Annotated in this window: 20 protein-coding genes and 1 pseudogene; 6 read left to right on the top strand and 15 right to left on the bottom strand. The window is 65.8% G+C overall.

Going from position 1 to position 21,828, the window contains the following annotated elements; translation table 11 throughout:
* Window positions 1-356: 356 nt before the first annotated feature.
* Window positions 357-2,330, top strand: coding sequence for a bifunctional diguanylate cyclase/phosphodiesterase (locus ACZ5YA_RS00540; protein ID WP_059379008.1), 1,974 nt, complete (start codon window positions 357-359; stop codon window positions 2,328-2,330).
* A gap of 95 nt (window positions 2,331-2,425) precedes the next feature.
* Window positions 2,426-3,871: a sensor histidine kinase gene (locus ACZ5YA_RS00535; protein ID WP_464091854.1), complete on the top strand. Its 1,446-nt coding sequence runs from the start codon at window positions 2,426-2,428 to the stop codon at window positions 3,869-3,871.
* Window positions 3,872-3,886: 15 nt separating this feature from the next.
* Here ACZ5YA_RS00535 and ACZ5YA_RS00530 read toward each other — a convergent pair whose 3' ends face one another.
* The 3 genes from ACZ5YA_RS00530 to ACZ5YA_RS00520 all read right to left on the bottom strand — a co-directional run bounded on the left by ACZ5YA_RS00530 (window position 3,887) and on the right by ACZ5YA_RS00520 (window position 6,676).
* Window positions 3,887-4,606 carry a response regulator transcription factor gene (locus ACZ5YA_RS00530; protein WP_054458575.1) on the bottom strand — a complete coding sequence of 240 codons (720 nt, stop codon included), beginning with the start codon at window positions 4,604-4,606 and terminating at the stop codon, window positions 3,887-3,889.
* A 214-nt stretch (window positions 4,607-4,820) separates the two neighbouring features.
* Entirely contained in the window at window positions 4,821-6,308 is a 1,488-nt protein-coding gene (locus tag ACZ5YA_RS00525) for a protein adenylyltransferase SelO (RefSeq protein WP_059379004.1), read from the bottom strand.
* Window positions 6,305-6,676, bottom strand: coding sequence for a DUF2069 domain-containing protein (locus ACZ5YA_RS00520; RefSeq protein WP_118933146.1), 372 nt, complete (start codon window positions 6,674-6,676; stop codon window positions 6,305-6,307). The genes ACZ5YA_RS00525 and ACZ5YA_RS00520 overlap by 4 nt, the downstream gene beginning before the upstream one ends.
* Window positions 6,677-6,693: 17 nt before the next feature.
* Here ACZ5YA_RS00520 and ACZ5YA_RS00515 point away from each other — a divergent pair, with 17 nt between their 5' ends.
* Both ACZ5YA_RS00515 and ACZ5YA_RS00510 read left to right on the top strand, forming a co-directional pair.
* Entirely contained in the window at window positions 6,694-8,007 is a 1,314-nt protein-coding gene (locus ACZ5YA_RS00515; RefSeq protein WP_306633345.1) for a YihY family inner membrane protein, read from the top strand.
* 38 nt (window positions 8,008-8,045) lie between these two features.
* Window positions 8,046-8,504, top strand: coding sequence for a CBS domain-containing protein (locus tag ACZ5YA_RS00510; protein WP_054458582.1), 459 nt, complete (start codon window positions 8,046-8,048; stop codon window positions 8,502-8,504).
* A gap of 28 nt (window positions 8,505-8,532) precedes the next feature.
* On the opposite strand, the gene dusA is transcribed toward ACZ5YA_RS00510, so the two are convergent.
* Window positions 8,533-9,513 carry a tRNA dihydrouridine(20/20a) synthase DusA gene (gene dusA / locus ACZ5YA_RS00505; protein WP_054458584.1) on the bottom strand — a complete coding sequence of 327 codons (981 nt, stop codon included), beginning with the start codon at window positions 9,511-9,513 and terminating at the stop codon, window positions 8,533-8,535.
* Window positions 9,514-9,746: 233 nt separating this feature from the next.
* Here dusA and ACZ5YA_RS00500 point away from each other — a divergent pair, with 233 nt between their 5' ends.
* A complete protein-coding gene (locus ACZ5YA_RS00500; RefSeq protein WP_059379000.1) occupies window positions 9,747-10,715 on the top strand; it encodes a homoserine kinase in 969 nt (322 codons plus the stop codon).
* A gap of 65 nt (window positions 10,716-10,780) precedes the next feature.
* Complete coding sequence (locus ACZ5YA_RS00495) at window positions 10,781-11,584, top strand: BPSS1780 family membrane protein (protein WP_059378995.1); 804 nt, start codon at window positions 10,781-10,783, stop codon at window positions 11,582-11,584.
* Between the two features lie 6 nt (window positions 11,585-11,590).
* Here ACZ5YA_RS00495 and ACZ5YA_RS00490 read toward each other — a convergent pair.
* The 11 genes and pseudogenes from ACZ5YA_RS00490 to ACZ5YA_RS00440 form a co-directional block, all read right to left on the bottom strand.
* Window positions 11,591-11,701 (bottom strand): annotated as a pseudogene (locus tag ACZ5YA_RS00490) (DUF192 domain-containing protein); the annotation flags it as partial.
* 122 nt (window positions 11,702-11,823) lie between these two features.
* Window positions 11,824-12,696 carry a type II secretion system F family protein gene (locus ACZ5YA_RS00485; protein ID WP_464091853.1) on the bottom strand — a complete coding sequence of 291 codons (873 nt, stop codon included), beginning with the start codon at window positions 12,694-12,696 and terminating at the stop codon, window positions 11,824-11,826.
* Between the two features lie 14 nt (window positions 12,697-12,710).
* Window positions 12,711-13,556: a type II secretion system F family protein gene (locus tag ACZ5YA_RS00480; protein WP_251876996.1), complete on the bottom strand. Its 846-nt coding sequence runs from the start codon at window positions 13,554-13,556 to the stop codon at window positions 12,711-12,713.
* Window positions 13,553-15,253: an ATPase, T2SS/T4P/T4SS family gene (locus ACZ5YA_RS00475; protein ID WP_464091852.1), complete on the bottom strand. Its 1,701-nt coding sequence runs from the start codon at window positions 15,251-15,253 to the stop codon at window positions 13,553-13,555. Before ACZ5YA_RS00475 ends, ACZ5YA_RS00480 begins: the two co-directional genes overlap by 4 nt.
* Window positions 15,250-16,620, bottom strand: a complete 1,371-nt coding sequence (locus ACZ5YA_RS00470; RefSeq protein WP_464091851.1) for a type II and III secretion system protein family protein — start codon at window positions 16,618-16,620, stop codon at window positions 15,250-15,252. Before ACZ5YA_RS00470 ends, ACZ5YA_RS00475 begins: the two co-directional genes overlap by 4 nt.
* Window positions 16,617-17,471 carry a Flp pilus assembly protein CpaB gene (gene cpaB / locus ACZ5YA_RS00465; protein ID WP_118933152.1) on the bottom strand — a complete coding sequence of 285 codons (855 nt, stop codon included), beginning with the start codon at window positions 17,469-17,471 and terminating at the stop codon, window positions 16,617-16,619. Before cpaB ends, ACZ5YA_RS00470 begins: the two co-directional genes overlap by 4 nt.
* Entirely contained in the window at window positions 17,468-18,187 is a 720-nt protein-coding gene (locus tag ACZ5YA_RS00460) for a hypothetical protein (protein WP_223283400.1), read from the bottom strand. The genes cpaB and ACZ5YA_RS00460 overlap by 4 nt, the downstream gene beginning before the upstream one ends.
* A gap of 71 nt (window positions 18,188-18,258) precedes the next feature.
* Entirely contained in the window at window positions 18,259-18,876 is a 618-nt protein-coding gene (locus ACZ5YA_RS00455) for a pilus assembly protein (protein ID WP_464091850.1), read from the bottom strand.
* Complete coding sequence (locus ACZ5YA_RS00450) at window positions 18,873-20,207, bottom strand: hypothetical protein (RefSeq protein WP_306633356.1); 1,335 nt, start codon at window positions 20,205-20,207, stop codon at window positions 18,873-18,875. The genes ACZ5YA_RS00455 and ACZ5YA_RS00450 overlap by 4 nt, the downstream gene beginning before the upstream one ends.
* An 80-nt stretch (window positions 20,208-20,287) precedes the next feature.
* Window positions 20,288-20,554 (bottom strand): hypothetical protein, encoded by a 267-nt coding sequence (locus tag ACZ5YA_RS00445; protein ID WP_464091849.1) that lies wholly within the window; start codon window positions 20,552-20,554, stop codon window positions 20,288-20,290.
* Window positions 20,555-20,929: 375 nt separating this feature from the next.
* Window positions 20,930-21,778 (bottom strand): MaoC/PaaZ C-terminal domain-containing protein, encoded by an 849-nt coding sequence (locus tag ACZ5YA_RS00440; protein WP_251877008.1) that lies wholly within the window; start codon window positions 21,776-21,778, stop codon window positions 20,930-20,932.
* Window positions 21,779-21,828 lie beyond the last annotated feature (50 nt).

Here is a 21,828-nt window from a genome sequence, read left to right as displayed (position 1 = left end):
TCACGGAGGGCTTCGGGATGAGCCACGGCAGACTGGCGCCGGCCCTCGCGCCATGCTCGCCTACTACTTACGACAGCTACACCCGAAAAATTAATACACCGTGTCTCGATAGTTGTCATTCAAAATCAGACAGCTTCGAAATAATTGCACAGCTTGGCCCCTTACGGCACGAATTTAGTAATATTCGGCACGTTCTGTGACATGTAGAATTGCTGTACCACTGATGTATTAGTGACTCGTATCACACCCGTACCCAGGCCCTCTAGCGCTGATCGCGATCCGACGCCATTCCATCCGGACAACTGGCAGTCCTCAGTTCAGGCCACGCAATGGCCAGGAAGGGAACCTCCAAATACATGTCCACTTTCCGCCGGCTCCTTTTCTTCACTGCCCTCCTGATCGGCCTGGTTCTGCTCGGCGCACAGACGGTGGGAATGCTGGCCGCGCACCGCTATCTGAGCGCGCAGTTGGCGCAGCAGAGCGACGACGGCGCCAACGCGCTGGCCTGGGCCTTGTCGCATGCGACTGCCACCCCCGATGAACGGACTGCGCTGGCGGATGAAATGTTCGCGGGAGGGGACTATGCGCTGGTGCGCATCACGGACGACAGGGGCGCGCCCGTCATCGAGCGCCAAACGCCGCAAACCGATCCGCAGACCAGAGAGTACGATTGGCGTGACGCCTGGCTGAACATGGTCGCCCCCGTCGTATCGCGGCCCTACTCGGCCCCGGACGGCAGTTCACGAGGTGTCGTGACCGTACAAGCGGATTCGCGGACTGCTCGCGATACGCTATGGCAAGGCGGCGTGCGGGTCCTCGGATTGATGCTGGCCGCGGGCCTGCTATGGGTCCTGTTCTCCGTGAACCTGGCGCGGCGGATTGAAGCTCGCACCTCGCGCGACATCTGTGAGCGCGTGCGCGCGCTGGCGCCGGGCAACCGCAACACATTGAACGGCGCCTGCGAACTGGCGGGCGTCGACCAGGCGCTGGTGGACGCGCAACGCATAGTCGCCGCCACGGTCCAGGAACAGAACGCGCGGATCGAATCGCTACAGAGCGAAATCTACAGGGATCCCGTCACCCGGCTGCACAACCGCAAGTATTTTGTCGACCAGTTCAGATTGGCGCTGGCGGACAAGGACCCTGACGCGGGCGGCCATCTGCTGATGTTCCGGCAACGCGACTTGGCGCAGATCAACCGGCATCTCTCGCGCGCCTTCACGGACCAGTGGCTGCGCTCGTCTTCCGACCGGCTGCGCAAGCTGGTCGCTGAATTCGGCGGTCCGGGAGCCATGCTCGCGCGCATCAGCGGTTCGGATTTTGCGCTGCTGCTGCCCCGCGCCTCGGCGCCTCAAGCCAGCCTGCTGGCCGAGCGGGTGCGGCGCGAACTGCGCTCGCTGCGCGTGCCCATGGACAAGCACGAATCCTGCCGCTGGGCCTTGGCGATGGCCTCCTACGCGCCAGGAGACGGCATGAGCGACACGCTGGCGCGGCTGGACCACGCCCTGATGTGCGCCGAAAGCGCCGACGACGACCAGATCGCCCCGGCCAGCCGCGCGCCGGACAGCACGCACATCGGCGAATACAGCTGGCACGACGCGCTGGTCACCGCGCTCGAACAGCACAGGTTCTCCTTGTCCGTGCAGCCTCTGCACGATCTTTCCGGCAGCCTGCTGCACCAGGAAGCCAGCCTGACCCTGCACGACACCAGCGACGCGGATCCCGTGCCGGCTACGATCTTCATGCCTCCCGCCGTCCGCCTCGGCCTGTCCGCAGAATGCGACATACAAGCCATCCGCCTGGGGCTGGACTGGCTGTACGCGCGCCCCGGCGCGCTGGCAGTGCCAATTTCGCTGGCATCGATCGCCCAGCCTTCGTTCCAGTCCAGGCTCCAACGCATGCTGGCCGACCGCCCCGCCCTGAGCGCGCGCCTGATCGTTGAAATCGACGCGGCGGCCCTGGCCGCGCAGGGAACCGACTTGCACCCGCTTTGCGACATCGTCGTGGCTGCAGGCGCCCGCGTCGGCGTAAGCCGACTGTCATACCAGTTCGGCGCCATCGAGCACCTGCACGAATTCCCCTTGTCCTATCTGAAGCTATGTGGCGGCTTCATCACCGGCCTGCTTCACAGCCCGGGCAGCCAACACCTCGCCGCCACGGTGGTGGCCACGGCGGCCGCACTGAATATCGCGGTCTACGCCGAGGACGTGCCAGACATTGCCACGCAGAATGTCCTGGCGGGCCTGGGCGTGCATGCCATGCGCGGGCCTGTCGTAAACTCCGCCCAGGCGCACGATCTCGCGCCTGCTCATCCATGGGTTTCCAGTTGACGGAAGGCATGCTGCTTCGCATCTGTTGGCTTTTTCGCGCTCTCTGGCCGTCCCGCCCGCGGCGCACCGGTAACGCCTCCGCGGTTCGGCAAGCCATGCTGCCTCGCGGGGGGATGCTGCTATGCGCCCTGCTCGGTCCCGACGCGGCCCTGGCCTACGGCATGGGAGTGTCACACGAAGACCTGCATCTGGGCCTGACCGCCGGTGTCGCCACGGCCTGTGCCGTAGCCTGCGCGGTCGCATGGGCGGCCACCCGCAATGCCATTTTCGGCGCGGGACTGGCCTTCATGTTGGTCGAGGGAGTGTTCCGCTCCATACCCGCGCTGTTGCCGGCGGCGGCGCTACAGGCCGGCTCCTATGCCGCCCTGCTGGCGCTCACTGCACCCATCCTAAAAGAAACAGCCGCCGACAAGCTGGCGACAGCCTGCCGCTGGGCCAGCCTGGCCCTGATGATAGTGGCGATACTGGCGTTGATCCTCGCGTACGACCCAGGCAACGGTGTCATGTCCGCCGCGATCGCCGGGGCCTGCGCCATCGCCAGTCTGCCGCTGGCCACCTGGCTCATGGTCCGCGCCGCCAGCCCGTCGCCAGCAAGAGCGGTCGCGCTGACCTTGGCCGGCGCCTATGGCATCTCGGCCTGGTTGCTGGGGCAGGACGCCTGGCAGCCGCAGGCCGCAGCGGGAACGTTCGCCGAATTGGCGCGGTTGCTGCTGGTGTCGAGCGCCTTGATCCTGCTGGCGATCAATCAACAGGGCCACCCGCAACAGGGATCGAAACGCAAAGACCACGAACACACCGACGCGGAACACCTGGCCCAGGGCGAGCTGCGGCTGGCCGAACTGGCCGGCGCGCTGGATACGCAGCGCCAGATGAACGCACTGATCTCGCACGAACTGCGCGCGCCGCTTGCCACCGTCAGCGCGGCAGCCCAGTCCCTGGACATGATACTTGCCGAGAGCGGCGAGGCCGTGGACAACCGCTTGGCGCGCATACATCGGTCGGTCACCCGCATGACCGAACTCATGGATCAGCTGCTGGACCAGGACAGGCTGGGCGAACAGGCCTGGACGCCGCGCGGAGAGCAAACGGACATGGCGGATCTGGTGCTCGATGTCGTCACCGCCATGCAGCCCGACACCGCGCATGCGCTGATGGTACGAGCCAGCGCCTCCTTGCCGGTCTACTGCGACCGCCCGCTGACCAGCGTGGTGGTGCGCAACCTGATTCACAATGCCATCAAATATTCGCCGGCGAATGAGCCCGTGCGCATAGAAACCGGTGAAGCCCGGGTGGGAGCCATTCCCATGGCGTGGGTCGCCGTCACCGACCGCGGCCCGGGCATAGGCTTGGAGGAGCAAGCCAAGATCTTCGAGCCGCATTTCCGGCGTACGGCGCACCGCGAAACCCAGGGCATGGGTATCGGACTCTACCTGGCCCGGCGCATCTGCGAGAACCAGGGCGGCACACTGACCGTGGAAAGCGAAGTCGGCGTGGGCACGCGTTTCGTCGTCACCCTGCCCGCCAGCGCTCCGGCGGCTTGACCGCCCCTGGCGTCTTCAGGCCGCGAACACGTAACCCTGGCCGCGCACCGACAACACGGGCAGCTTCAGGCCCGCGCTTTGCGCCTTGGCGCGCAAACGGCTGACCAGCACGTCGATACGGCGCAATTCAAAGCCGCCCGGGCTGTCCGGCAGGAACAATTCCGCCAGGACCTGACGGCTGACCGCGCTGCCGGCGGCATCCATCAGGGCGACCAGGAAGGTCCGTTCCTGAGCGCTCAGGTGCAGCGAGGCGCCATCGGGCGCAACCAGGATCCAGCCTCCGTCCTGCAGAGACCACGACGTGTCGGCGGTGGCGCGCGTTTCCGCATCCACCGGCCGCGGAGCCTTCGCCAGGCGCATCCGGCGTGCCAAACTGCGGATGACGGAACTGAGTTCCAGCAGGTCCACAGGCTTGGTCATGTAGACATCGGCGCCGCCTTCCAGGCCGCGCACCCTGTCTTCCAGCGCGCTACGGCCTGTCAGCATGACGATACCGACGGGGCTGAGGGCGCGCAGGCGGGTCGCCACGGAGAAACCGTCTTCCCCGGGCAGGTGGGCGTCAAGAATGACGATGTCGCAGGGCTGTTCCTGCAACCGACGATAAAACGCCGCGGCATTATCACAGGCGAATGCCACCCGGAAACCATAGCCACCCAAGCCTAACGCCAACTCCTCCCGGAAGTCGGCGTCATCCTCAAGCAGACCGATACACAGCAAACCATCTGCGCCAGCCATATTTAGAGTGCTTTATTTTGAAGATTATCGACAAATGCCCCGCGGACGCAGCGTCCCGGGTATTCCGTTGGCGACAATCTTACGTCTTTTACAATGGAAACGAATGATTGCAAGGAAAAAAACTGCGATATTCCTTGTCCAAACGGTTATTTTCCCGTAAATCGCAGGAAAATCGCTTTCGCAAATGTCCCAGTTGTACGGCTGGCGGCCGGTTTCAAGACGAACAACTGACCTCCAGACTGCCCGCCCAATCCGGCGGTAAACCCGCATACCGCTCATATCCCCGCTGGGCCTCGTAGGGGTTGCGCAACAGCTTCATCAAGGTATCGATCTCGCTGGCGTCGCCCGTCTTGGCCGCCCGGATCGCCTCTTCCGCCAGGTGATTGCGCAGCACGTAGAGCGGATTCACGCGATTCATGCCGGCGGTTACATCCTGCATCAACCTACCGTCCTGTGCGTGCCGCGCCATCAGGCGATCCAGCCAGGCTCCTGCCGCGGGCCGGTCGATGAACAGGTCTTCGAACGCGCTGCGCTGGCCGGACAAGGCATCGGCAAGGCGACGCCAGGTCAACGTGAAGTCAGCCTGATTGGCGTCCATCAGCTTGAGCAGGTCGTCCAGCAGCGGTTCATCGGCCGGCGTCCAGGCGGCCAGCCCCAGCTTGGCGCCCATGCGGTCATGGAAGGCGCGCGTGAAGACCGGCTCGAATTCATCCAGGACGGCCCGCAGGCCTTCCACATCCTGCGCCAGCGTGTGCAGGCTGCCGCCCAGGCGATAAAGGTTCCAGAGAGCGACGGACGGCTGGCGGTTCCAGGAATAGCGCCCTTCCGAGTCCGAGTGATTACAGATATGGCCCAGCTGGAAACCGTCCATGAAACCGTAGGGACCATAATCCAACGTCAGTCCCAGTATGGACATATTGTCGGTATTCATCACGCCATGGCAGAAGCCCACCGCCTGCCAGTCCGCCATCAGCAGCGCCGTGCGCCGGGTGACGGCACGCAGCAGGTTGATATAGGGCAGCGCCTCGTTCGAGGACTCGCCCGTTCCGGCTTCCCTGCATTCCGGGTAATAACGGTCTATGACGTAGTCCGCCAGCGTCTTCAGCATATCGGGCTGGCGCCGCGAAGACCAATGCTCGAAAGAGCCGAAGCGCACGAAACTGGGTGACATGCGCGTCACGATGGCGGCTGTTTCCACCGTTTCCCGCATGACCGGGTCGTCGGAAACCACCAGCGCCAGCGCCCGCGTCGTGGGCACGCCCAGCCCATGCATGGCCTCGCTGGCCAGGTACTCGCGCACCGACGAACGCAACACCGCGCGGCCATCGCCCATGCGCGAATACGGCGTCATGCCCGAACCCTTGAGCTGCAACTCCCAACTGCCCCGCGGTCCCTCGACCTCGCCCAACAGATGGGCACGGCCATCGCCCAACTGGCCGGCCCAGACGCCGAACTGATGGCCGCTGTAGACCGCCGCCAGGGTGTCGCCGCCCGGCAGCGGCTGGGCCCCGGAAAACACGCTCAGGAACTCGGGCGTAGACAGGAGCGACGGGTCCAGGCCGATCAGTTCCGCCGCCTCCGCGTTACCGTGCAGCAGGCGCGGATTGTTCAAGGCCTGGGGCGCAAGCCGGGTATAAAAGGCCGCAGGCAAGGCGGCAAACGAGTTGACGACGCGCAGGTCGGACAGCGTACGGGCGCTCATGCGCGTTGCCTCCTGGCAGCCCGCTTGGCGGGCCGCACGTAGAAAATGGCGCTAAAAAAGAAAATGGCCGACAGCAGGATCTCTCCCCAGGCCATCAATACGGACAGCGGAGCCGGATCCGACATGGCCCGCACCGCCCCCTCCATCAGGTAGAGCAGCGACAGCATCGACGCCCACTGGTAGGTATAGAGATTGCCGCGCAGGATGCCGCGCAGCGGAAACGCCAGCGGCAGGGCCTTGAGCAGCATCCAGGAACCGCCCGGCCGCAACGGCGCCACCACGGTCTCCCAGGTGACGCAAAGCACGATCAGGGCGAACAGCGAAACCGAGGCCAACAGGCGCAAACGGGGGTTGAGTTCAGGGTTCATGCTGCTATTATCGCCTGATGAATCGCCCTGCCGAGCCTGCCGCCACGACGCCGGCGGCCACCGAGCACTCGACCTCGCGCTCTTCATGGATCGCGAGGTCCGGACGTGTTGTGCGCTTCAGCGCCGAACGCGCCAGCGAAGAGAAACTGCTGCAAGTCGCGTCCAGCCTCACCTTCACGACCGTCCTGGCCATCGTGCCGATGCTGGCCGTGGTTCTGTCGCTGTTCACCGCCTTCCCGGTATTCCAGGAATTCCGCGTCGCGCTCGAGGATTTCCTGACCAACAGCCTGATGCCGCCGTCCGTGTCGGACAACATCATGGACTACCTGAACCAGTTCGCGCGCCAGGCTTCGCGCCTGACGGCCATCGGCGGCGCGTTCCTGCTGATCACCTCGCTGTTGCTGATCATGACGATCGACAAGGCGTTCAACGACATCTGGCACGTGACGCGCCAACGTCCGCTGCGGCAGCGCGCGCTGGTGTACTGGGCCATCATCACGCTAGGACCGGTCGTGGCCGGCGCCAGTCTTTGGGCGACCTCGTTCGTGGCTCGCGAATCGCTGGGGCTGGTCCGGGACGTGCCCGAAGCCGTCAGCGTCGCGGTGTCGTTCATCCCGCTGGTGTTGACCGCGCTCGGTTTTGCCGCGCTGTTCGTCATGGTCCCGAACCGCGAGGTGCTCTGGCGCGATGCCCTGGTCGGGGGCTGCGTGACCGCGATCGTGCTGGAAATCATGAAGTCGGCTTTCGCCTACTACCTGACCCGCTTTCCCACCTACACCATTATTTACGGCGCATTCGCCACCCTGCCCATCTTCCTGCTCTGGATCTACCTGTCATGGTTGGCCGTGCTGCTGGGAGCGATCCTGGCGTCGAGCGCACCGCTGATCCGCCTGGGCCGCTGGGAAATCAACCGCTATCCCGGCGCTCCCTTCGTGGACGCCGTGGATGCGCTGCGCACGCTGCGCCAGGCGCAGACGGCCAATCCGCCAGGCCTGCCCGCCAATCTGCTGGCCGCGCAATTGCGCCTGCACCAGGACGAACTGAACGAAGTCCTGGAAACACTGGCTGAAATGGGCTTGGCGACGCGCAGTCCCGAAGGCCTCTGGGTTCTGACCTGCGACGCCCGCAAAACCTCGATGGAACCCGTGGTGGACCGTTTTCTGCTGGACCGCGGTCAGCCCCGGGTCCGCAATGACCCGGAAATATTGCGAGTCGCATCGGCCGTGATTTCCCAGCAAAATGCGCCCACGCTGGAAGAAGTCTGCGGAGAAGCGCAAAATACCGAAAATGGAATCGCTCCCGTGCTGCAGCTGGAAGCGAAAAAAAATTAGCAAATAGGATCAGGGCGCAGTCCGCCCAGGAGGAACCGATGTTGAAGGTCAGCGAGATTTTGCGCGTCAAGGGCGATACGCTCTATACGGCGTCGCCCGACATGCCTGTGTCCCAGGCCGTGCAAACAATGAGCGAGCAGGACATAGGCTCGCTGGTGATCATGGAATTCGGGACGCTGACCGGCATGCTCACGTTCCGCGAGATCATCCGCCACATGCATGCGCATGGCGGCGCCGGCGACACCACCATCCGCTCCATCATGGACGATGCCCCGGTCAGCGTGTCCCCAAACACCAGCGCCGACGAAGTGCAGCGCCTGATGCTCGAAAAACACGCGCGCTACATCCCGGTCATGGATGGCCCCACCTTGATGGGCGTCATTTCGTTCTACGACATGGCCCAGGCCATCGTCGCGGCCCAGCAGTTCGAAAACAACATGCTGAAGGCCTATATCCGCGACTGGCCCACGGAAAGCGCCGAACCGGCCAAGTCCTGAGCCCGCGGCCAGCGCTGCTGGCCCCCAGTCAAACCCCAGCCGGCGCCGCTTCGATCGCGGCGCCGCGCATATCCGGCGCATGCCGCTGGCTGCGCCAGGCGTCATAGATCAGTTCAGGGTTGTTCGCGGCCAGCAACGCCGGATCGGACAACATGCGACGCCAACGGCGCGCACCGGACTGGCCGTTCACCAGCCCCAGCATGGGCCGCGTCATCACCCGCAAGGGTACGCCCCGCGCGACCTGCCGCGTTGCGTATCCCATCATCGCGTCCACCACCTGCGCATCACTGGGCAACCGCAGCGACGGCCATAGCTGCAGAGACACCTCGGACAGCACCCGCGGCGTGTGCCAGGCAGCCCGGCCCAGCATGACACCATCGAAGTCGCCCGCGGCGCGCACGGACTGCTCGGCGTCGGCCAGACCGCCATTGAGCACGAACGTGCAATCCGGAAAGTCGCGCTTCAATTGGCGCACCACGTCATAGCGCAGAGGCGGAATCTCGCGGTTGTCCTTGGGCGTCAGACCCTTCAGTACCGCATTGCGGGCATGGGCGATGAACACCCGGCAGCCGGTGTCGTAGATCTTGCCGACGAAATCACGGACAAACGCGTAGGACTCGTCATAATCCAGGCCAAGCCGGTGTTTGACGGTGACCGGGATATCCACGGCGTCCTGCATCGCCTTCATGCAATCGGCCACCAGGGCCGGTTCCGCCATCAGGCAGGCGCCGAACGCGCCCTTCTGCACCCGTTCCGACGGGCAACCGCAATTCAGGTTGATCTCGTCGTAACCCCATTTTTTGCCCAGCCTGGCCGAATGCGCGAGCGCGTCGGGTTCGCTGCCGCCCAATTGCAGGGCCACGGGATGCTCGGCCTCGTCAAAGTCCAGGTGCCGCTCGACATTGCCGTGCAGCAACGCGCCGGTGGTAATCATTTCCGTGTACAAGCGTGCGCGCGGCGCCAGCAGCCGGTGGAAATAACGGCAATGGCGGTCGGTCACATCGATCATCGGGGCGACGCACAGCCGCCAGTCGGGGGAGTCCAAGAATCACTCTACAAAACAAGGGGATGCGGTATTTTACGGTGCTTGGCGGCTTTGTGTCTGGCAGGCGGCTGCGTCCGCTCCGCCGGATGGCGGACGGACTGATCCGCCATGTGGTCTAAAATTGCGCCGCCGCAGCCGAAACAGGCTTGCACGCGCGCCCGTCAACCCGCCCGTCAACCCCTAAATCCCGCACATCAATGGCCGTATTCACCCCTGTCTCCGAAGACGACGCTCGCGCCCTACTGGCGCATTTCGATCTGGGCGAGTTTGTCTCGCTTCGGGGGATTACGGCGGGTATCGAGAATACCAACTACTTCCTGTACACGACCCGCGGCGAGTATGTGCTGACGCTGTTCGAGGTGCTGACGCAGGCCCAACTGCCGTTCTACATCGAACTGATGTACCACCTGGCCGAGCGCGGCATTCCCGTGCCCCGGCCCCAGACGCTGCGCGACGGCACCCGCCTGACCACCCTGCACGGCAAGCCCTGCGCCATTGTTTCGCGCCTGCCGGGCGGCTACGAACCCGCGCCCGGCGCCGCCCATTGCGCCCTGGCCGGCGCCACGCTGGCCCGCGCCCACCTGGCCGGACGCGACTTTCCGCTGCACCAGCCCAACCTGCGCGGACTGTCCTGGTGGCTGGAAACGGCCCCCAAGGTCATGCCCTTCCTGGAACCGGCGCAGGCTCAGCTGCTGTCGTCAGAGCTGGCCGACCAGCAAGCCGCCGCCGCGACGCCGGCCTGGCAGGCATTGCAGACCGGTCCGGCCCACTGCGACCTGTTCCGGGACAACGTCCTGTTCGCCGGCACCTTCGAGGATCCGCTCATGGGCGGCATCATCGACTTCTACTTCGCCGGCTGCGACACCTGGCTGTTCGACGTGGCGGTAAGCGTCAACGACTGGTGCATCGAACGCGACACCGGCGAATTCGTGCCCGAACTGGTCGAGTCCTGGCTGGCGGCCTATGCGGCCGTGCGCCCGTTCACCGATGCGGAACGCGAGGCCTGGCCGCTGATGCTGCGCGCCGCCGCGCTGCGCTTCTGGATATCGCGCCTGTACGACTTTTTCCTGCCGCGGCCGGCTCAGACCCTCAAACCGCACGACCCCCGGCATTTCGAAAGAGTGTTGCAAGCGCGCCACCGCCCGGGCCTGCCAATATTGCCGTAACCGTTGCTCCCCCCATAATGGGGCTAGAACGTCCCTTTTTGAGAGATCACCCCCTTTAAAGAGCCATGCAAGCAGCATTCCTCCCCGCGACATCCGGCTGGCAATGGGTCCGAGACGGTTTCCGTCTGTTCCGCAAGCAACCACTGGCCATGTTCACCTGGGCCATGGCCATCAGCCTCCTGGTCATCTTCGCCACGGCGACGCCGCCGGTCGGCCCCATATTGGTGGTGGCGCTGATGCCCATCATCACGCTGATGACGCTATCGGCGTGCAAGCACGTCGAAGCCGACCGCATCATGCTGCCCTCGATGTGGGCCAAGCCGCTCAAGCAGCCCGGCGTGTTCCGGAAACTGTTCCTGATGGGGTTGCTGTACGCAGCGCTCTGCATTGCGACCGGCCTGATCATCTTCCTGCCGTTCACGGACGCGATGGTCGAAGGCATGCGCATTGCCTCCGTGGAAAAGTCCATGGAACCCATCCTGTCTGCCATGGCCGTTCCGCTGACCTTGTTCGCGATCGTGTACGTCATAATCGCCGCACTGTTCTGGCACGCTCCCGTCCTGGTCGCCTGGCATGGGCTGCGGCTGATCCAGGCCCTGTTCTTCTCCGGCATCGCCTGCTGGCGCAACAAACTGCCTTTCCTGGTCTACGGCGCCACCTGGATCCTGGTGTTTCTTTTCATTGACCTCTGCGCCGGCCTCCTGGTCGCCATCGGTCTGTCACCCCAGCTTGCCGGCACGCTGCAGATTCCGTTCAATATCGCCGCGGGTGGCGTGCTGTACTGCAGCTTCTATCCTGCCTATACCTCCGTGTTCGGTATCGAGAACGCCAGCGCGCATCTCGACGACGGCAACGGCGCCCAGGCATGACGCCACGCGGCAGGGCGCCAGCGCCCTGCGCACCGCAAGCACCCTTCCCTGCCGCGATATGAATGCCACGTCGATGGCATAGCGCATGCCAAAGGTATGCACCGCGGCGCAAGGCATCAACAAGATGCCGGACCGCGGCCCAGGCGGCTTGCGTCCCAGCAGGCCCCGCGCGCGGCCGTAGCAGCTGGCGACTTTGAGCAGCCTGAGTCCGCTGCGCGGCGCCGGCGGCTGGCCGCCAGTCATTGCACGCTCTGCAGCAATTGCACCATCACCGGAAAGGCCAGCACGATGAACGTGCAGGGGAAGATGCAGCCGATCAGCGGCAGCAGCATCTTTACCGGAGCCTGCATCGCCAGCTGTTCCGCCCGCACGTGGCGATCGCTGCGGGCTTGCGCCGCCTGTGCGCGCAACACTGGCCCCAGGCTTATCCCAAGTGCTTCGGCCTGCGCCAGGGCGGCCGCCCAGTTGCGCGCAAGCGGGCTATTGCTGCGTTCCGCCAAGGCCTTGATCGCCGCGGTCCTGGAGACTCCCGCACGCATCTCCGCCAATGCGTCGGCCAGGGCATCCCGCAGTATGCCCTCCGGCCCGCTCTGGGCTGCCATCTGCAATGCCCCGTGCACGCTCAGCCCCGCCTCCACGCACAAAGTCATCATGTCGAACACGAAAGGCAAGTCGCGTTCGATGCTGCGCCGCCGGTTGCGGCCCATACTGCGCAGCCAAAGCCCGGGCGCGGTGCCTGCCGCCAGCGCGGACGCTACCATCCAAGGAATCCACTCCCAGGTCTGCGATTGCGCCAGAAGGATGGCTGCCGCCGCCGTCACCCCTCCGGCAGCCGCGGCCGCACTCCAGCACAGCGCCGCGACATGCGCGTAGCTGATGCCGGCGGGCAATGCCGCCCGCTCGATGGCGCGGGTCAGCCGTATGCGCCAACGCCAGGAACATAGAGGCCCCGCCACGGGCGCCACCGCCGAAATCCAGGGCCAGGCCGCTCGCCACCACCAAGGCAAGGCAGACGAAGCGCCCTCGCCATCCAACGACAATGGCTTCAAAACCACCCACGCCAGCCATCCCGCGGCCAGCGCGGCCGTCAACAGGCTCAAGTACAGCCACATCGCATCTGCTCCCGTCAGATATCGATCCGGACAATGCGCCGGATCAGCAGCATGCCCGCGGTCTCCAGTACCGCCACGATGGCCAACACGCCCCAACCCACGGGCGTATGCCACAGCAAGCCCATGATTTCCGGCTCCAGGCGGTCGAGCACGGCAAGCAGCAGCAAAGGCAAAGCCCCCACGATCCAGGCCTGCATGCGTCCTTGCGAGGTCAGCGCCTGCAGCTTCGCCTGCAACTGCAGGCGGGCGCGCAAGGTCTGCGCGATACTCTCCAGCGCCTCCGCCAGGTTGCCGCCCGTCTGCGCCGCAATGCGCATGGCCGCTACGACGAGCGCGGTCGAATCGGCCGGCATGCGGCCACGCAGGTTCTCAAGCGCGCTGTCCCATGGCACTCCCATGCGCTGTTCACGCAACATCAGGCCCAACTCCTGAGCCAAGGGCGCGCTGCTCTGCTCGACGACATGGCGCAGGCCTGTGGTCAATGCCACCCCCGCGCGCAAGGCAGAGGCGAGCATCAACAGCGCCATCGGCAGTTGTTGCTCGAACCGCCGGGCACGCCGGCGCCGCAACGCATTCACCAGCGTCCGAGGCAGGTGCGAAGCAAGCGCCGCAGCGACGGTGGCGACAAAGCCGCTGCCCGTCGCGGCGAAGGCCAGTGCCGCCGCCATCGCCGCGCAAGCCACCGCGCCTGCCCACAATTGGGCTGGGTCTATGAACAAAAACACCTCGCTCAGACGCAGGCCCGCCTCCTGCGTGTAGACCTCGCGGTAGCGGCGCAGCGCCGGCGCAAACCAGTGTTGAGCACGCCACGCCAGTAGCAGCACGCATACCATGGCGGCCCCCGCAGATAGCCAGATCATGCCGTTCCTTGCGCAAAGACAGCGGTCCCCGGCGCCGCCTGCTCGGTGTTGGAGAACCAGGCGGGATCGAAGGCCTCCTCGACCTGCGTCCATTCGCGCATGAAGCCGGGCAAGGCCCCGCAGCCGGTGAAGCCGCGCACGCGGTCGTAGCGGAACAGATCCTGGAGCTGTATGCGTCCGCTTTCCATGCCCGTGATCTCCGCTATCGACGTCACGACGCGGCGCCCGTCGCCCAGCCTCGCCTGCTGCACCACGATGTCCACGCTGGCTGCGATATGTTCGCGCACCGCAGCCAGAGGCAGATCGAGTCCCGCCATCAGAATCATCGATTCCAGGCGCCCCAGCGCGTCGCGCGGCGAGTTGGCATGCAGCGTCGTCAGGGAGCCTTCGTGCCCGGTGTTCATGGCGGTCAACATGTCGAATGCCTCCGCCCCGCGGCACTCGCCCACGACGATCCGGTCTGGCCGCATGCGCAATGCGTTGCGCACGAGCTCGCGAATGTCGATGCGTCCACGCCCCTCCTGGTTGGCCGGACGCGCCTCCAGCGCCACCAGATGATCGTGGTTCAGGCGCAGCTCCGCCGCATCCTCGATGGTCACCACGCGCTCACCGTCGGGAATCTCGTTGGACAGGATGTTGAGCAACGTCGTCTTTCCCGCCCCGGTGCCTCCGGATACCACCAGATTCCTGCGCATCCTCACGCAGAGCGCCAGGAATTGCGCCATGGCGCCACTCAGCGAACCCGCAGAGATCAGATCGGACATTCCGGGGCGCCGCTGCGGAAACTTGCGTATGGTCAGGCTGGCGCCCCTGAGAGCCACCGGCGGAATGATGGCGTGCACCCGGGACCCGTCAGCCAGGCGCGCATCCACCATGGGAGAACTTTCGTCGATGCGTCGCCCCAAGGGCGTGACGATGCGCTCGATGACCCAGCGCAGCGATTGCTCGCTGGTAAAGGTCGCCTGATGGCGCGACAAACGGCCGGCACGTTCGACATAGATCTCGTCGTGGCGGTTGACCATGATCTCTGTGATGTCGGCAGCGGCGAGCAAGGGCTCCAGCGGCCCCAGGCCAACCGCTTCGTCGAGCACCTCGCGGCAAAGCGCGGCCCGGTCCGCCCCGGGCGGCAAGTCGGTGTCCGTGGCGACGATGTGCGTCAACAGCCGTTCGGCCTCGGCGCGCAGCATGCTGTCGCTCATGCCCGCCACGTCAAGGCGGCGCAGATCCAGCGCCGCCAGCAGCGCCGCGTGCAGGCGCCGGCGCTCCTGCAGCGGATTTGGCAGCGGCAGCACCGGCATAGGCACTGGCATCGAAGCCGCGGGCAACATCGGCGATTCCTGCACGGCAGCCGTGTCGCGAGCCGCGCCGCCAGCCGCCGCGCCGTCCGATCCCCCGGCGCGCTCCGGGACGTCCGCTAACGACATCCGCAGCCGGCAGGGCCCGATCAGTATTTCGTCGTCGGGCAACACCGGCGCGTGGCGCACGATCCGCGTCCCGTTCACCAGGGTTCCGCCCAACGTGCCCAGGTCTTCGAGCACGATCCCGACCGCTTCGCGCGACAGACGGGCGTGCTGGCGCCCCACCCTCCAGTTCACGATGCGCACGCCGCAATGCGCGCCCCTTCCGATCAACACGGGAGCAGCCACCGTGGATCTGTGCACGGAGGCGTCCTCGAACATCATTTCCACGTCGATCATGGCCGAGTCTCCGAAGAAAAAATCGGCGCGCCGTCTTGCGGCGAGCCCCACTGCGAACCGGCGCCGGCGTGGGCATCCCACCCTGCCGCGGCAGGCACGGCGGTGCCCAGGCGAGGCGGCACGGGAAAAGCCGCTTCAAGTACGCCACGTCCTCGCCGCACCCGGTCTGCCATGGCGGGCTCGGCCTGCGTAATGAGTTTGGGCGTCACGAATATGGCGAGTTCGGTTTCCCGCAATTGATAGCGCCGGGACGAAAACAAGGCTCCCAGGACCGGGATGTCTTTCAGCCATGGCAGACCGTCGCTGGTCTCGTCCCGCTCGCGCGACAGGAAGCCACCGATGACCAGGGTATCGCCGGAGCGCACGTTGAACTCGGTGGATGCGCGGCGCGTGCGCAACGCCGGTCCGCCCGGCACGCTCAGCGCGTTGTCCACCGAACTCGCTTCTACCTCGATCAAGGATCGGATGACCCCGTTGCGGTCGATGCGAGGGGTGATCCTGAGCATGACGCCATAGGGCTTGAACATCGTGGTCGAGTTGCCGCGCGTATCGGTCGACGCGTAGGGAACCTCTCCACCGGCCAGGAAGGTGGCGCTGGCCCCGCTGCGCGCAAGCAGTTGAGGTTGAGCCAGCATGACGGCCTCCCCGCTTTGCGCCAACATCGCTATCCGGGACGACAGCAGCGCATTGACGCCGAAATAGCCAGCCGCCGAAGAGACCGGACCCACTGTTTCTATGATCCCTTCGCCCGGACGGTTCATCCGCCCCCGCGACCCCGCATCCCAGGCCAGGCCGGCGTTGATGCCGCCTTGGGACAGCCCGTCCCAGCGCACGCCCAGATCCCTCAGCCTTGAGGTGGGGATCTCCACGACCTGCACGTCCAGCTGCACCATGCGGTCCCAGCCCACTTGCCCGGTAAAGTCCAGTACGGCGGGATAGCGGTCCGCCAGGGCCGTGATGCGCAATCGGTCATCGTCGGACAGGTCGTCGCCTTCGATCAGGATGCGGCCGCCCACCTCGGTACTGCGCGCGCCGGGAATGCGGGCAAGCAAGGCCTCGACCTCCGCGCGCAGACGCGGCGCTCCGGCCGGCACGACCCTCAGTTCATAGGCCTTGGCGCGCCCGCCATTCGCCCAGACGTGCAAGGACGAAACACCCTCGGCACGGGCAAAGACCACGACCTCGCGCCCTTCGGCCTCGATGGCGCCGATTACCTGGCCATTGCCTATCGCCACGCGCTTGACCCCGGGGTGCGACAGAATCCGCGTTTCACCCACCTGCAGTTCGATTACCTCATCCTCCGCGCGCACTGCGGGACTGGCCAGCCAGAGCACGCAGGCAAGCATCCTGACGACGACGCGTCTCATGGCCGCTCCCGTTGAAGTCGAGCCGCGACTGTACTTTCCACATCCATTGCTCCTGCGCCTGCCGAGGGGTCCAGCCTGTCTCCGTACAGGATGGCCACACCCGGCGCATTCCGGGGTTCCTGGTCCAGTCCGACCAGCGAGGCAAGGTCGCCCTGCGCTGCACCGCTGACCACTGCGGCATCGTCGCGATGCCGCAACATCGCTGTCAGCGCCCCGCTCTGCCGCGCCGCCACGAATCGCATGGCCTCATCCGGCGTTGCGGCCAAGGTGATATTGCCGCCCTTGCTTTCACCCTCGGCGTCGCCCCCCACCATCAGCACACGCATGCCTTGCAAGAGAGGCACCGTCAGCTCCCGCTGCCGATGCGAAAAACTCACGTAGATATCGATGGCATCGCCCACGCGCAATACATCCGCCAAGCCGCCCAGGTCCGTCGCCGCCACCGTCAGCGCGCGTTGCCCGCTGCGCAAGCGGGACGCCAAGGCAGGGGCCGGAGGACTGAACGTCAAGTGCCCCCGCAGCAAGGGCTCGCCATTGGCGACATCGGCGAGCAAGGTGGCGCCAAGCAGGCTGGAAAGATCCAGGGGATCGATGCTGGCCCGGGACACCCAAGGCTGCGGAATCTCGCGCACGGCCAGGTGCACCTCTTCGAGTTGCGTGCCAGCGGGCAGGTCGTACGCCGCGACCAGCCGGCTGACCATCGGCGTGCGCGCCTCCGCCTCCAGCGCCTGGACCCGCTGCTGCACGTGTTCCCGCACCGCCCACGCGGATACCAGACCCGCGATCAGCGCAATGGCATACACGCCCATTCGGCGCAGGCGCGGCACGACCTGGGTGATCCAGTTCGTCATGGCGCTCTTCCGCTGACCAGAAGCCCGCTGCCGCCGTCCAACGGCACCAGCGACAGCCGCATGCGCGAGCCAGAGCGGACCCACCAATGCGCCGAATCCTCGGAGACGGGCAGGCGACGCCAGCCGTTCTGAAGCAGACGCTCCTCCAGCTGCGCAGCCAACTGTCCCGGGGGCTGCGCGTATTGCCAGATTCGCTCGGAAACGCGCACGCCCTCCTCCGTCAAAGCAACGTCCAATCTGAGACGCCCCCCGGCGGGCAGCCAGGCAGGGGTAGCGCTATCAGGCGCAGCCAGCAGGCTGACCGCTGAAATGCTTCCGGCTGTCCGACGCGAGCCCAGGCCTTCAAGGTGGACGACCCATTGCTCCTGCCCCACCTGCCCTGAGAGGATGGCCTGGCCGGAAAACACGTTGAGATTGGCCAAGGCCGGCTGCTGGGCGGACAGATAGCGGATCAGCTCCGGCGTGCTGAGCGGCGCATCGAATACCAACACGCGCGCCGGGATTCCATGCAGCCAGATGCTCTCCGCCAACAATCCGCGACGCGAACCTGCCGGAAGACGCAATGCCTCCAGCGCAGCAACGCCTGGCCGGTTTCTGCCGCCGCCCCCGAACTCCCCGCCGCCCGTCGCAAGATCCTGAGCTGCCGCGACATTGCGCCCCCCTACCGCCGCGACAGCCAGGGCGCCGGCCATCAATAGGCGCAGCGTCTTTGCCATGGCCAAGTTTCGCCGGCCGTCGTCCCTCGGCAGGGCCGAACCGGCAAGAGACGCAGACCAGCGCAGTCCGATCATTTGCCCGCTCCCTTGCGGCTGACCAGCCGCTCCCCGGGCACCACATCCGCCCATTCGGACAACCAGTCCAGCGACAGGCCGGGCCTGCGCCAGGGTCCGTCCAGGCGATCGACGACTGGCTTCAAGCGTCGGGCCTCGGCCAGGGAGGCGCGTTCCGCCCTGTTCCAGGATGTAGGCGCCCGGCCGATCCTGCGCTGCGTGTCGGTATCGCCGTGCGCATAGCCGGCGCCGCTTGCCACATGCGTGCGTCGGGCGATGCGCAACCAGGCCGCGCTATCCCGATCGAAGCGCGCAGCGCTTGCCGTTACCGACAGCAGTTTCAGATCCGCGCCGAACCATTCGTCCTGCAAGGCCTTGACCTGTGCCGGCGCGATACCCGATAACGCGCTGGCCCTGCCCGAGAGCGCCATGCCGCCGGGTACGGACGAATTCCGCACGGGTTGTCCCAAGGCGCCGGCCATCGCGGTCTTGCGGCTGGCCTGCGCCATTTCCCGCGCCGTGAACTGCAATCCGCCAATCCAGGACGCTGCCCAAAGCAGCAGGGCCAGCAGCGGCAGCATCAGCAACGCTTCGACCAGAGCCTGCCCTTGCTGGCTCGCGGGAATCCGGTTCATGGCGCCCGCCTTGCCTGCGCGGCCTCTGCGGCGCTGACGGCGGACAAGCGCGCCTGCCAGTAAGGGCGAAAAAGCGTGGCAAGTTCATCACGGCCATCGGCCCGCCGTTCCGGCCGCGCAAAGTAGGTTTCCGCCGCAGAAGTGACGGTGACGGCGTCTTCCTGTCCCAGCGCGGCATAACGGAACGCCCCCAAGGGCGTGCGGACTGCGCTGTCGCCATTCGTGGTTTTCAAGGATGAACCGGCAAGCCCGACGGCCACCGCGAAACGCAGGGGACTGCTGCTGCGTGGCAAGGCGATGTCGCGATAAGCTGGCAGACCCCGCCCCGGCCAGCGCTGAACGGCTGCCATGGCGTACGAGTTGGCCAACGGATTGGTGACGTCGTCGAGCAGGTCCCATCTGGCCAACAGCTCCACCCAGCGCCAGAAATCCTGCTCGGAAAAATCGAACGGCGGCTCTTCCACGTACGTCAAGCCTTCGGGCGCCTTGATCTTCTGGCCTTGCGCCGTGCCCCAGCCCATGGCGTATTCGCGGAAGTAGCAGCCTCTCCAGCGATTGAAACGCAGCGCATGGTAGGACTGGGTATCGAGAGCGCCCCACCGTCCATCCGGCCCCAACCAGGTGGAACCCCGGCGCCGCAACTCGTGGCGATACAAAGGGCATAGCGGATGCACCATCCACGGATTGCGGCGCGTGGCGCTGCGGCGGTCGAGAAAGCCATAGCGTGCCGCCGCTTGCTCGACGGCCGGCCGCAAACCCGCCTCGCGTGTGGCCAGACGACGCCCCACGAACCCAGGCCATTCATCGGTCAACAGCCGCAGGCTTGCGCCCCGGACATGCGCAACATCGACGCCCGGCGACGGACCATCGTCCGACAGATTGGCAAACAGCACCTTCTTCATGATGCGCTCACGCGAAGCCGCCAAACCTGCGACAGCGGACGCCGCGGCAGCCTCCAGGACCTGGTGAACCACCCTGTCATGCTCGCCAAACGCGGACGCGAGTCTCTGCTCGGCCTCGGGCACGGCCCGCACCGTTTGGTAGGCTGCCCCCACATCGGGGCCGAACAACATGGCGATCAGGCCCGCGGGCGGATTGCGCCGATCGCGCTGCGACTGCATGGTGCGGGCATACTGCGCCGATGCAGCCAGCGTGACCAGATGCGCCATGGCGACCTGATGCGCGATCTGTGTGCGGTTGATATAGGCCAGGGCGTTGAGCGCGCGCGCTTGCTCCAGCGCCCCGCTGTAGGCGGCCGCGTCCGCGGCATGCGTCAGCCGCTGCCGCGCTCCCACGGTTTGCCCCAAGTTGTACAGCACGACCAGGGACATGCCTCCCACCGCGGCCATCAACAGGCCCAGGACCAGCGCCTGGCCGCGCTGGTGGGCAAGCGGTGCGCAAGAACGCGTGTTCACTTCGCATCCGTGGCATTGCCGGTGAAGGATTTGAGTGAACGGGCCTTGGTCTGCGCCGCCGCCTTTTGCGCCGCCTGTTGTGCCGCGCGGCTCTGCGCGCCGCCGTCTTCGCCGGCCAGTTCACGCGCCATGGCGGCGGTCTGCGATCGCACCGCCTGGCCGAAGTACTGATACACCGCGATGGCCGCCACCGCGACCAAAGCCACGACCACCACGTATTCCGTCATACCCTGTCCCGACTGACGCTTGCGCAACCCTGACATATCCGTTCTCCGGCACTGTGAAGACAGGCTTCAGTGTCGGCGTCCGCCCCCGGCGTCGCTATTCGCGGATGCCGAGGCGGATAAAGTGATCACGGGTTCGTTGACAGTTCACGGACAGCAGCGGCCGGCGCAGGCTGGCCGCCGCGCAAAACGACATGAATCTTGTAACCCTTTAATATTCAAGGGTTTTCCCTATTGCCCGACCTATGGCTCAGCAGTAGATTTGAGTTGCCGGGCTGTCTGACACCCATCGCGTGCGAAGCCGGGCAGGAGCGCCTCAGACTCACCTTGAGCTGGGGCGCTCTTCCATTTTGCGGCGCGCAAATGCTCGTCCCTCAGGGCAACAGTTCCGACGCGCCCCGCCTCTACAAGGCGCTAGGCGACCCGCAACACCCCATTGTCGATAACGATTGCGTCGCGCTCGACGACCTTCGCCCGGAAGGAGCCGTCCTCCCAGACGTCTATGCTCAGCGTCTCGCCGGGGTACATCGGCCCGGAAAATCGCAGCGACACGGAACGCACCGCCCCATTGCCCGCAGGCTGCAGCTGCTTGGCGACGGTGTGAGACACCAGGCCAAACGTGCACAGGCCGTGCAGTATGGGGCGGGGAAAGCCGGCTGCCTGGGCGACCTGCGGATCGCAGTGCAGCGGGTTGTAGTCGCCGTTGAGGCGATACACCAGCGCCTGCTCGGGCCGGGTGCGCGCCTGCACGGTCCAGTCCGGCGGCCCGTCGGGCATGGCGTGCGCTGGGCGCGCCAGCCTGCCGGCATTCGCCATGCCGCCATCGCCCCTGAGCACGTGGGTGGCGGAAGTCCGCGCGATGAGCAGTCCCGTACCGGTATCCGTCAAGGTTTTCTCGGAATACAGCAACAGGCCCTTCTCGCCCTTGTCGACAACCTCCACCACGCGGGTCTTGCCTGTCAGTTCGCCGGCGGCGGGTATGGGATGGAACAGTTCCATTCCCTGCTCGCCGTGCAGCAAGCGCACCGTATCGGCCCCGATATCGGGCGCATCCAGCCAGAAGCCCGGATAGCCAAGCACCACGGCCATGTAGGGCAGCACGAGCGGATCGTGCCGCCTGCCCACATAGGCCAGGTCGGACTCATTCACGGGATCCTGCCCCAGGCCCACCGATAGCGCGTACAGCATGACATCCCGCTCGGTGTAGCGCTGCCTGATTTCCGGCAGTTCATAGTTCAACAGTTGTTCATGGCTCAAGCGCATGACGTTCCTCTCCTTGGTCCCGAAAACACATCCATGACCATGGCGTCCGG

The organism is Achromobacter sp. JCM 18799 (assembly GCF_055395645.1).
Note: the sequence above shows the minus strand (reverse complement) of the source record. Positions and strands in the feature narration are given on the sequence as shown.

Coding starts and splice junctions, on each gene's coding strand:
- ACZ5YA_RS00540 (WP_059379008.1), top strand. CDS start 357: ATGTCCACTTTCCGCCGGCTCCTTTTCTTCACTGCCCTCCTGATCGGC.
- ACZ5YA_RS00535 (WP_464091854.1), top strand. CDS start 2,426: ATGCTGCCTCGCGGGGGGATGCTGCTATGCGCCCTGCTCGGTCCCGAC.
- ACZ5YA_RS00530 (WP_054458575.1), bottom strand. CDS start 4,606: ATGGCTGGCGCAGATGGTTTGCTGTGTATCGGTCTGCTTGAGGATGAC.
- ACZ5YA_RS00525 (WP_059379004.1), bottom strand. CDS start 6,308: ATGAGCGCCCGTACGCTGTCCGACCTGCGCGTCGTCAACTCGTTTGCC.
- ACZ5YA_RS00520 (WP_118933146.1), bottom strand. CDS start 6,676: ATGAACCCTGAACTCAACCCCCGTTTGCGCCTGTTGGCCTCGGTTTCG.
- ACZ5YA_RS00515 (WP_306633345.1), top strand. CDS start 6,694: ATGAATCGCCCTGCCGAGCCTGCCGCCACGACGCCGGCGGCCACCGAG.
- ACZ5YA_RS00510 (WP_054458582.1), top strand. CDS start 8,046: ATGTTGAAGGTCAGCGAGATTTTGCGCGTCAAGGGCGATACGCTCTAT.
- dusA (WP_054458584.1), bottom strand. CDS start 9,513: ATGATCGATGTGACCGACCGCCATTGCCGTTATTTCCACCGGCTGCTG.
- ACZ5YA_RS00500 (WP_059379000.1), top strand. CDS start 9,747: ATGGCCGTATTCACCCCTGTCTCCGAAGACGACGCTCGCGCCCTACTG.
- ACZ5YA_RS00495 (WP_059378995.1), top strand. CDS start 10,781: ATGCAAGCAGCATTCCTCCCCGCGACATCCGGCTGGCAATGGGTCCGA.
- ACZ5YA_RS00485 (WP_464091853.1), bottom strand. CDS start 12,696: ATGTGGCTGTACTTGAGCCTGTTGACGGCCGCGCTGGCCGCGGGATGG.
- ACZ5YA_RS00480 (WP_251876996.1), bottom strand. CDS start 13,556: ATGATCTGGCTATCTGCGGGGGCCGCCATGGTATGCGTGCTGCTACTG.
- ACZ5YA_RS00475 (WP_464091852.1), bottom strand. CDS start 15,253: ATGATCGACGTGGAAATGATGTTCGAGGACGCCTCCGTGCACAGATCC.
- ACZ5YA_RS00470 (WP_464091851.1), bottom strand. CDS start 16,620: ATGAGACGCGTCGTCGTCAGGATGCTTGCCTGCGTGCTCTGGCTGGCC.
- cpaB (WP_118933152.1), bottom strand. CDS start 17,471: ATGACGAACTGGATCACCCAGGTCGTGCCGCGCCTGCGCCGAATGGGC.
- ACZ5YA_RS00460 (WP_223283400.1), bottom strand. CDS start 18,187: ATGGCAAAGACGCTGCGCCTATTGATGGCCGGCGCCCTGGCTGTCGCG.
- ACZ5YA_RS00455 (WP_464091850.1), bottom strand. CDS start 18,876: ATGAACCGGATTCCCGCGAGCCAGCAAGGGCAGGCTCTGGTCGAAGCG.
- ACZ5YA_RS00450 (WP_306633356.1), bottom strand. CDS start 20,207: ATGTCCCTGGTCGTGCTGTACAACTTGGGGCAAACCGTGGGAGCGCGG.
- ACZ5YA_RS00445 (WP_464091849.1), bottom strand. CDS start 20,554: ATGTCAGGGTTGCGCAAGCGTCAGTCGGGACAGGGTATGACGGAATAC.
- ACZ5YA_RS00440 (WP_251877008.1), bottom strand. CDS start 21,778: ATGCGCTTGAGCCATGAACAACTGTTGAACTATGAACTGCCGGAAATC.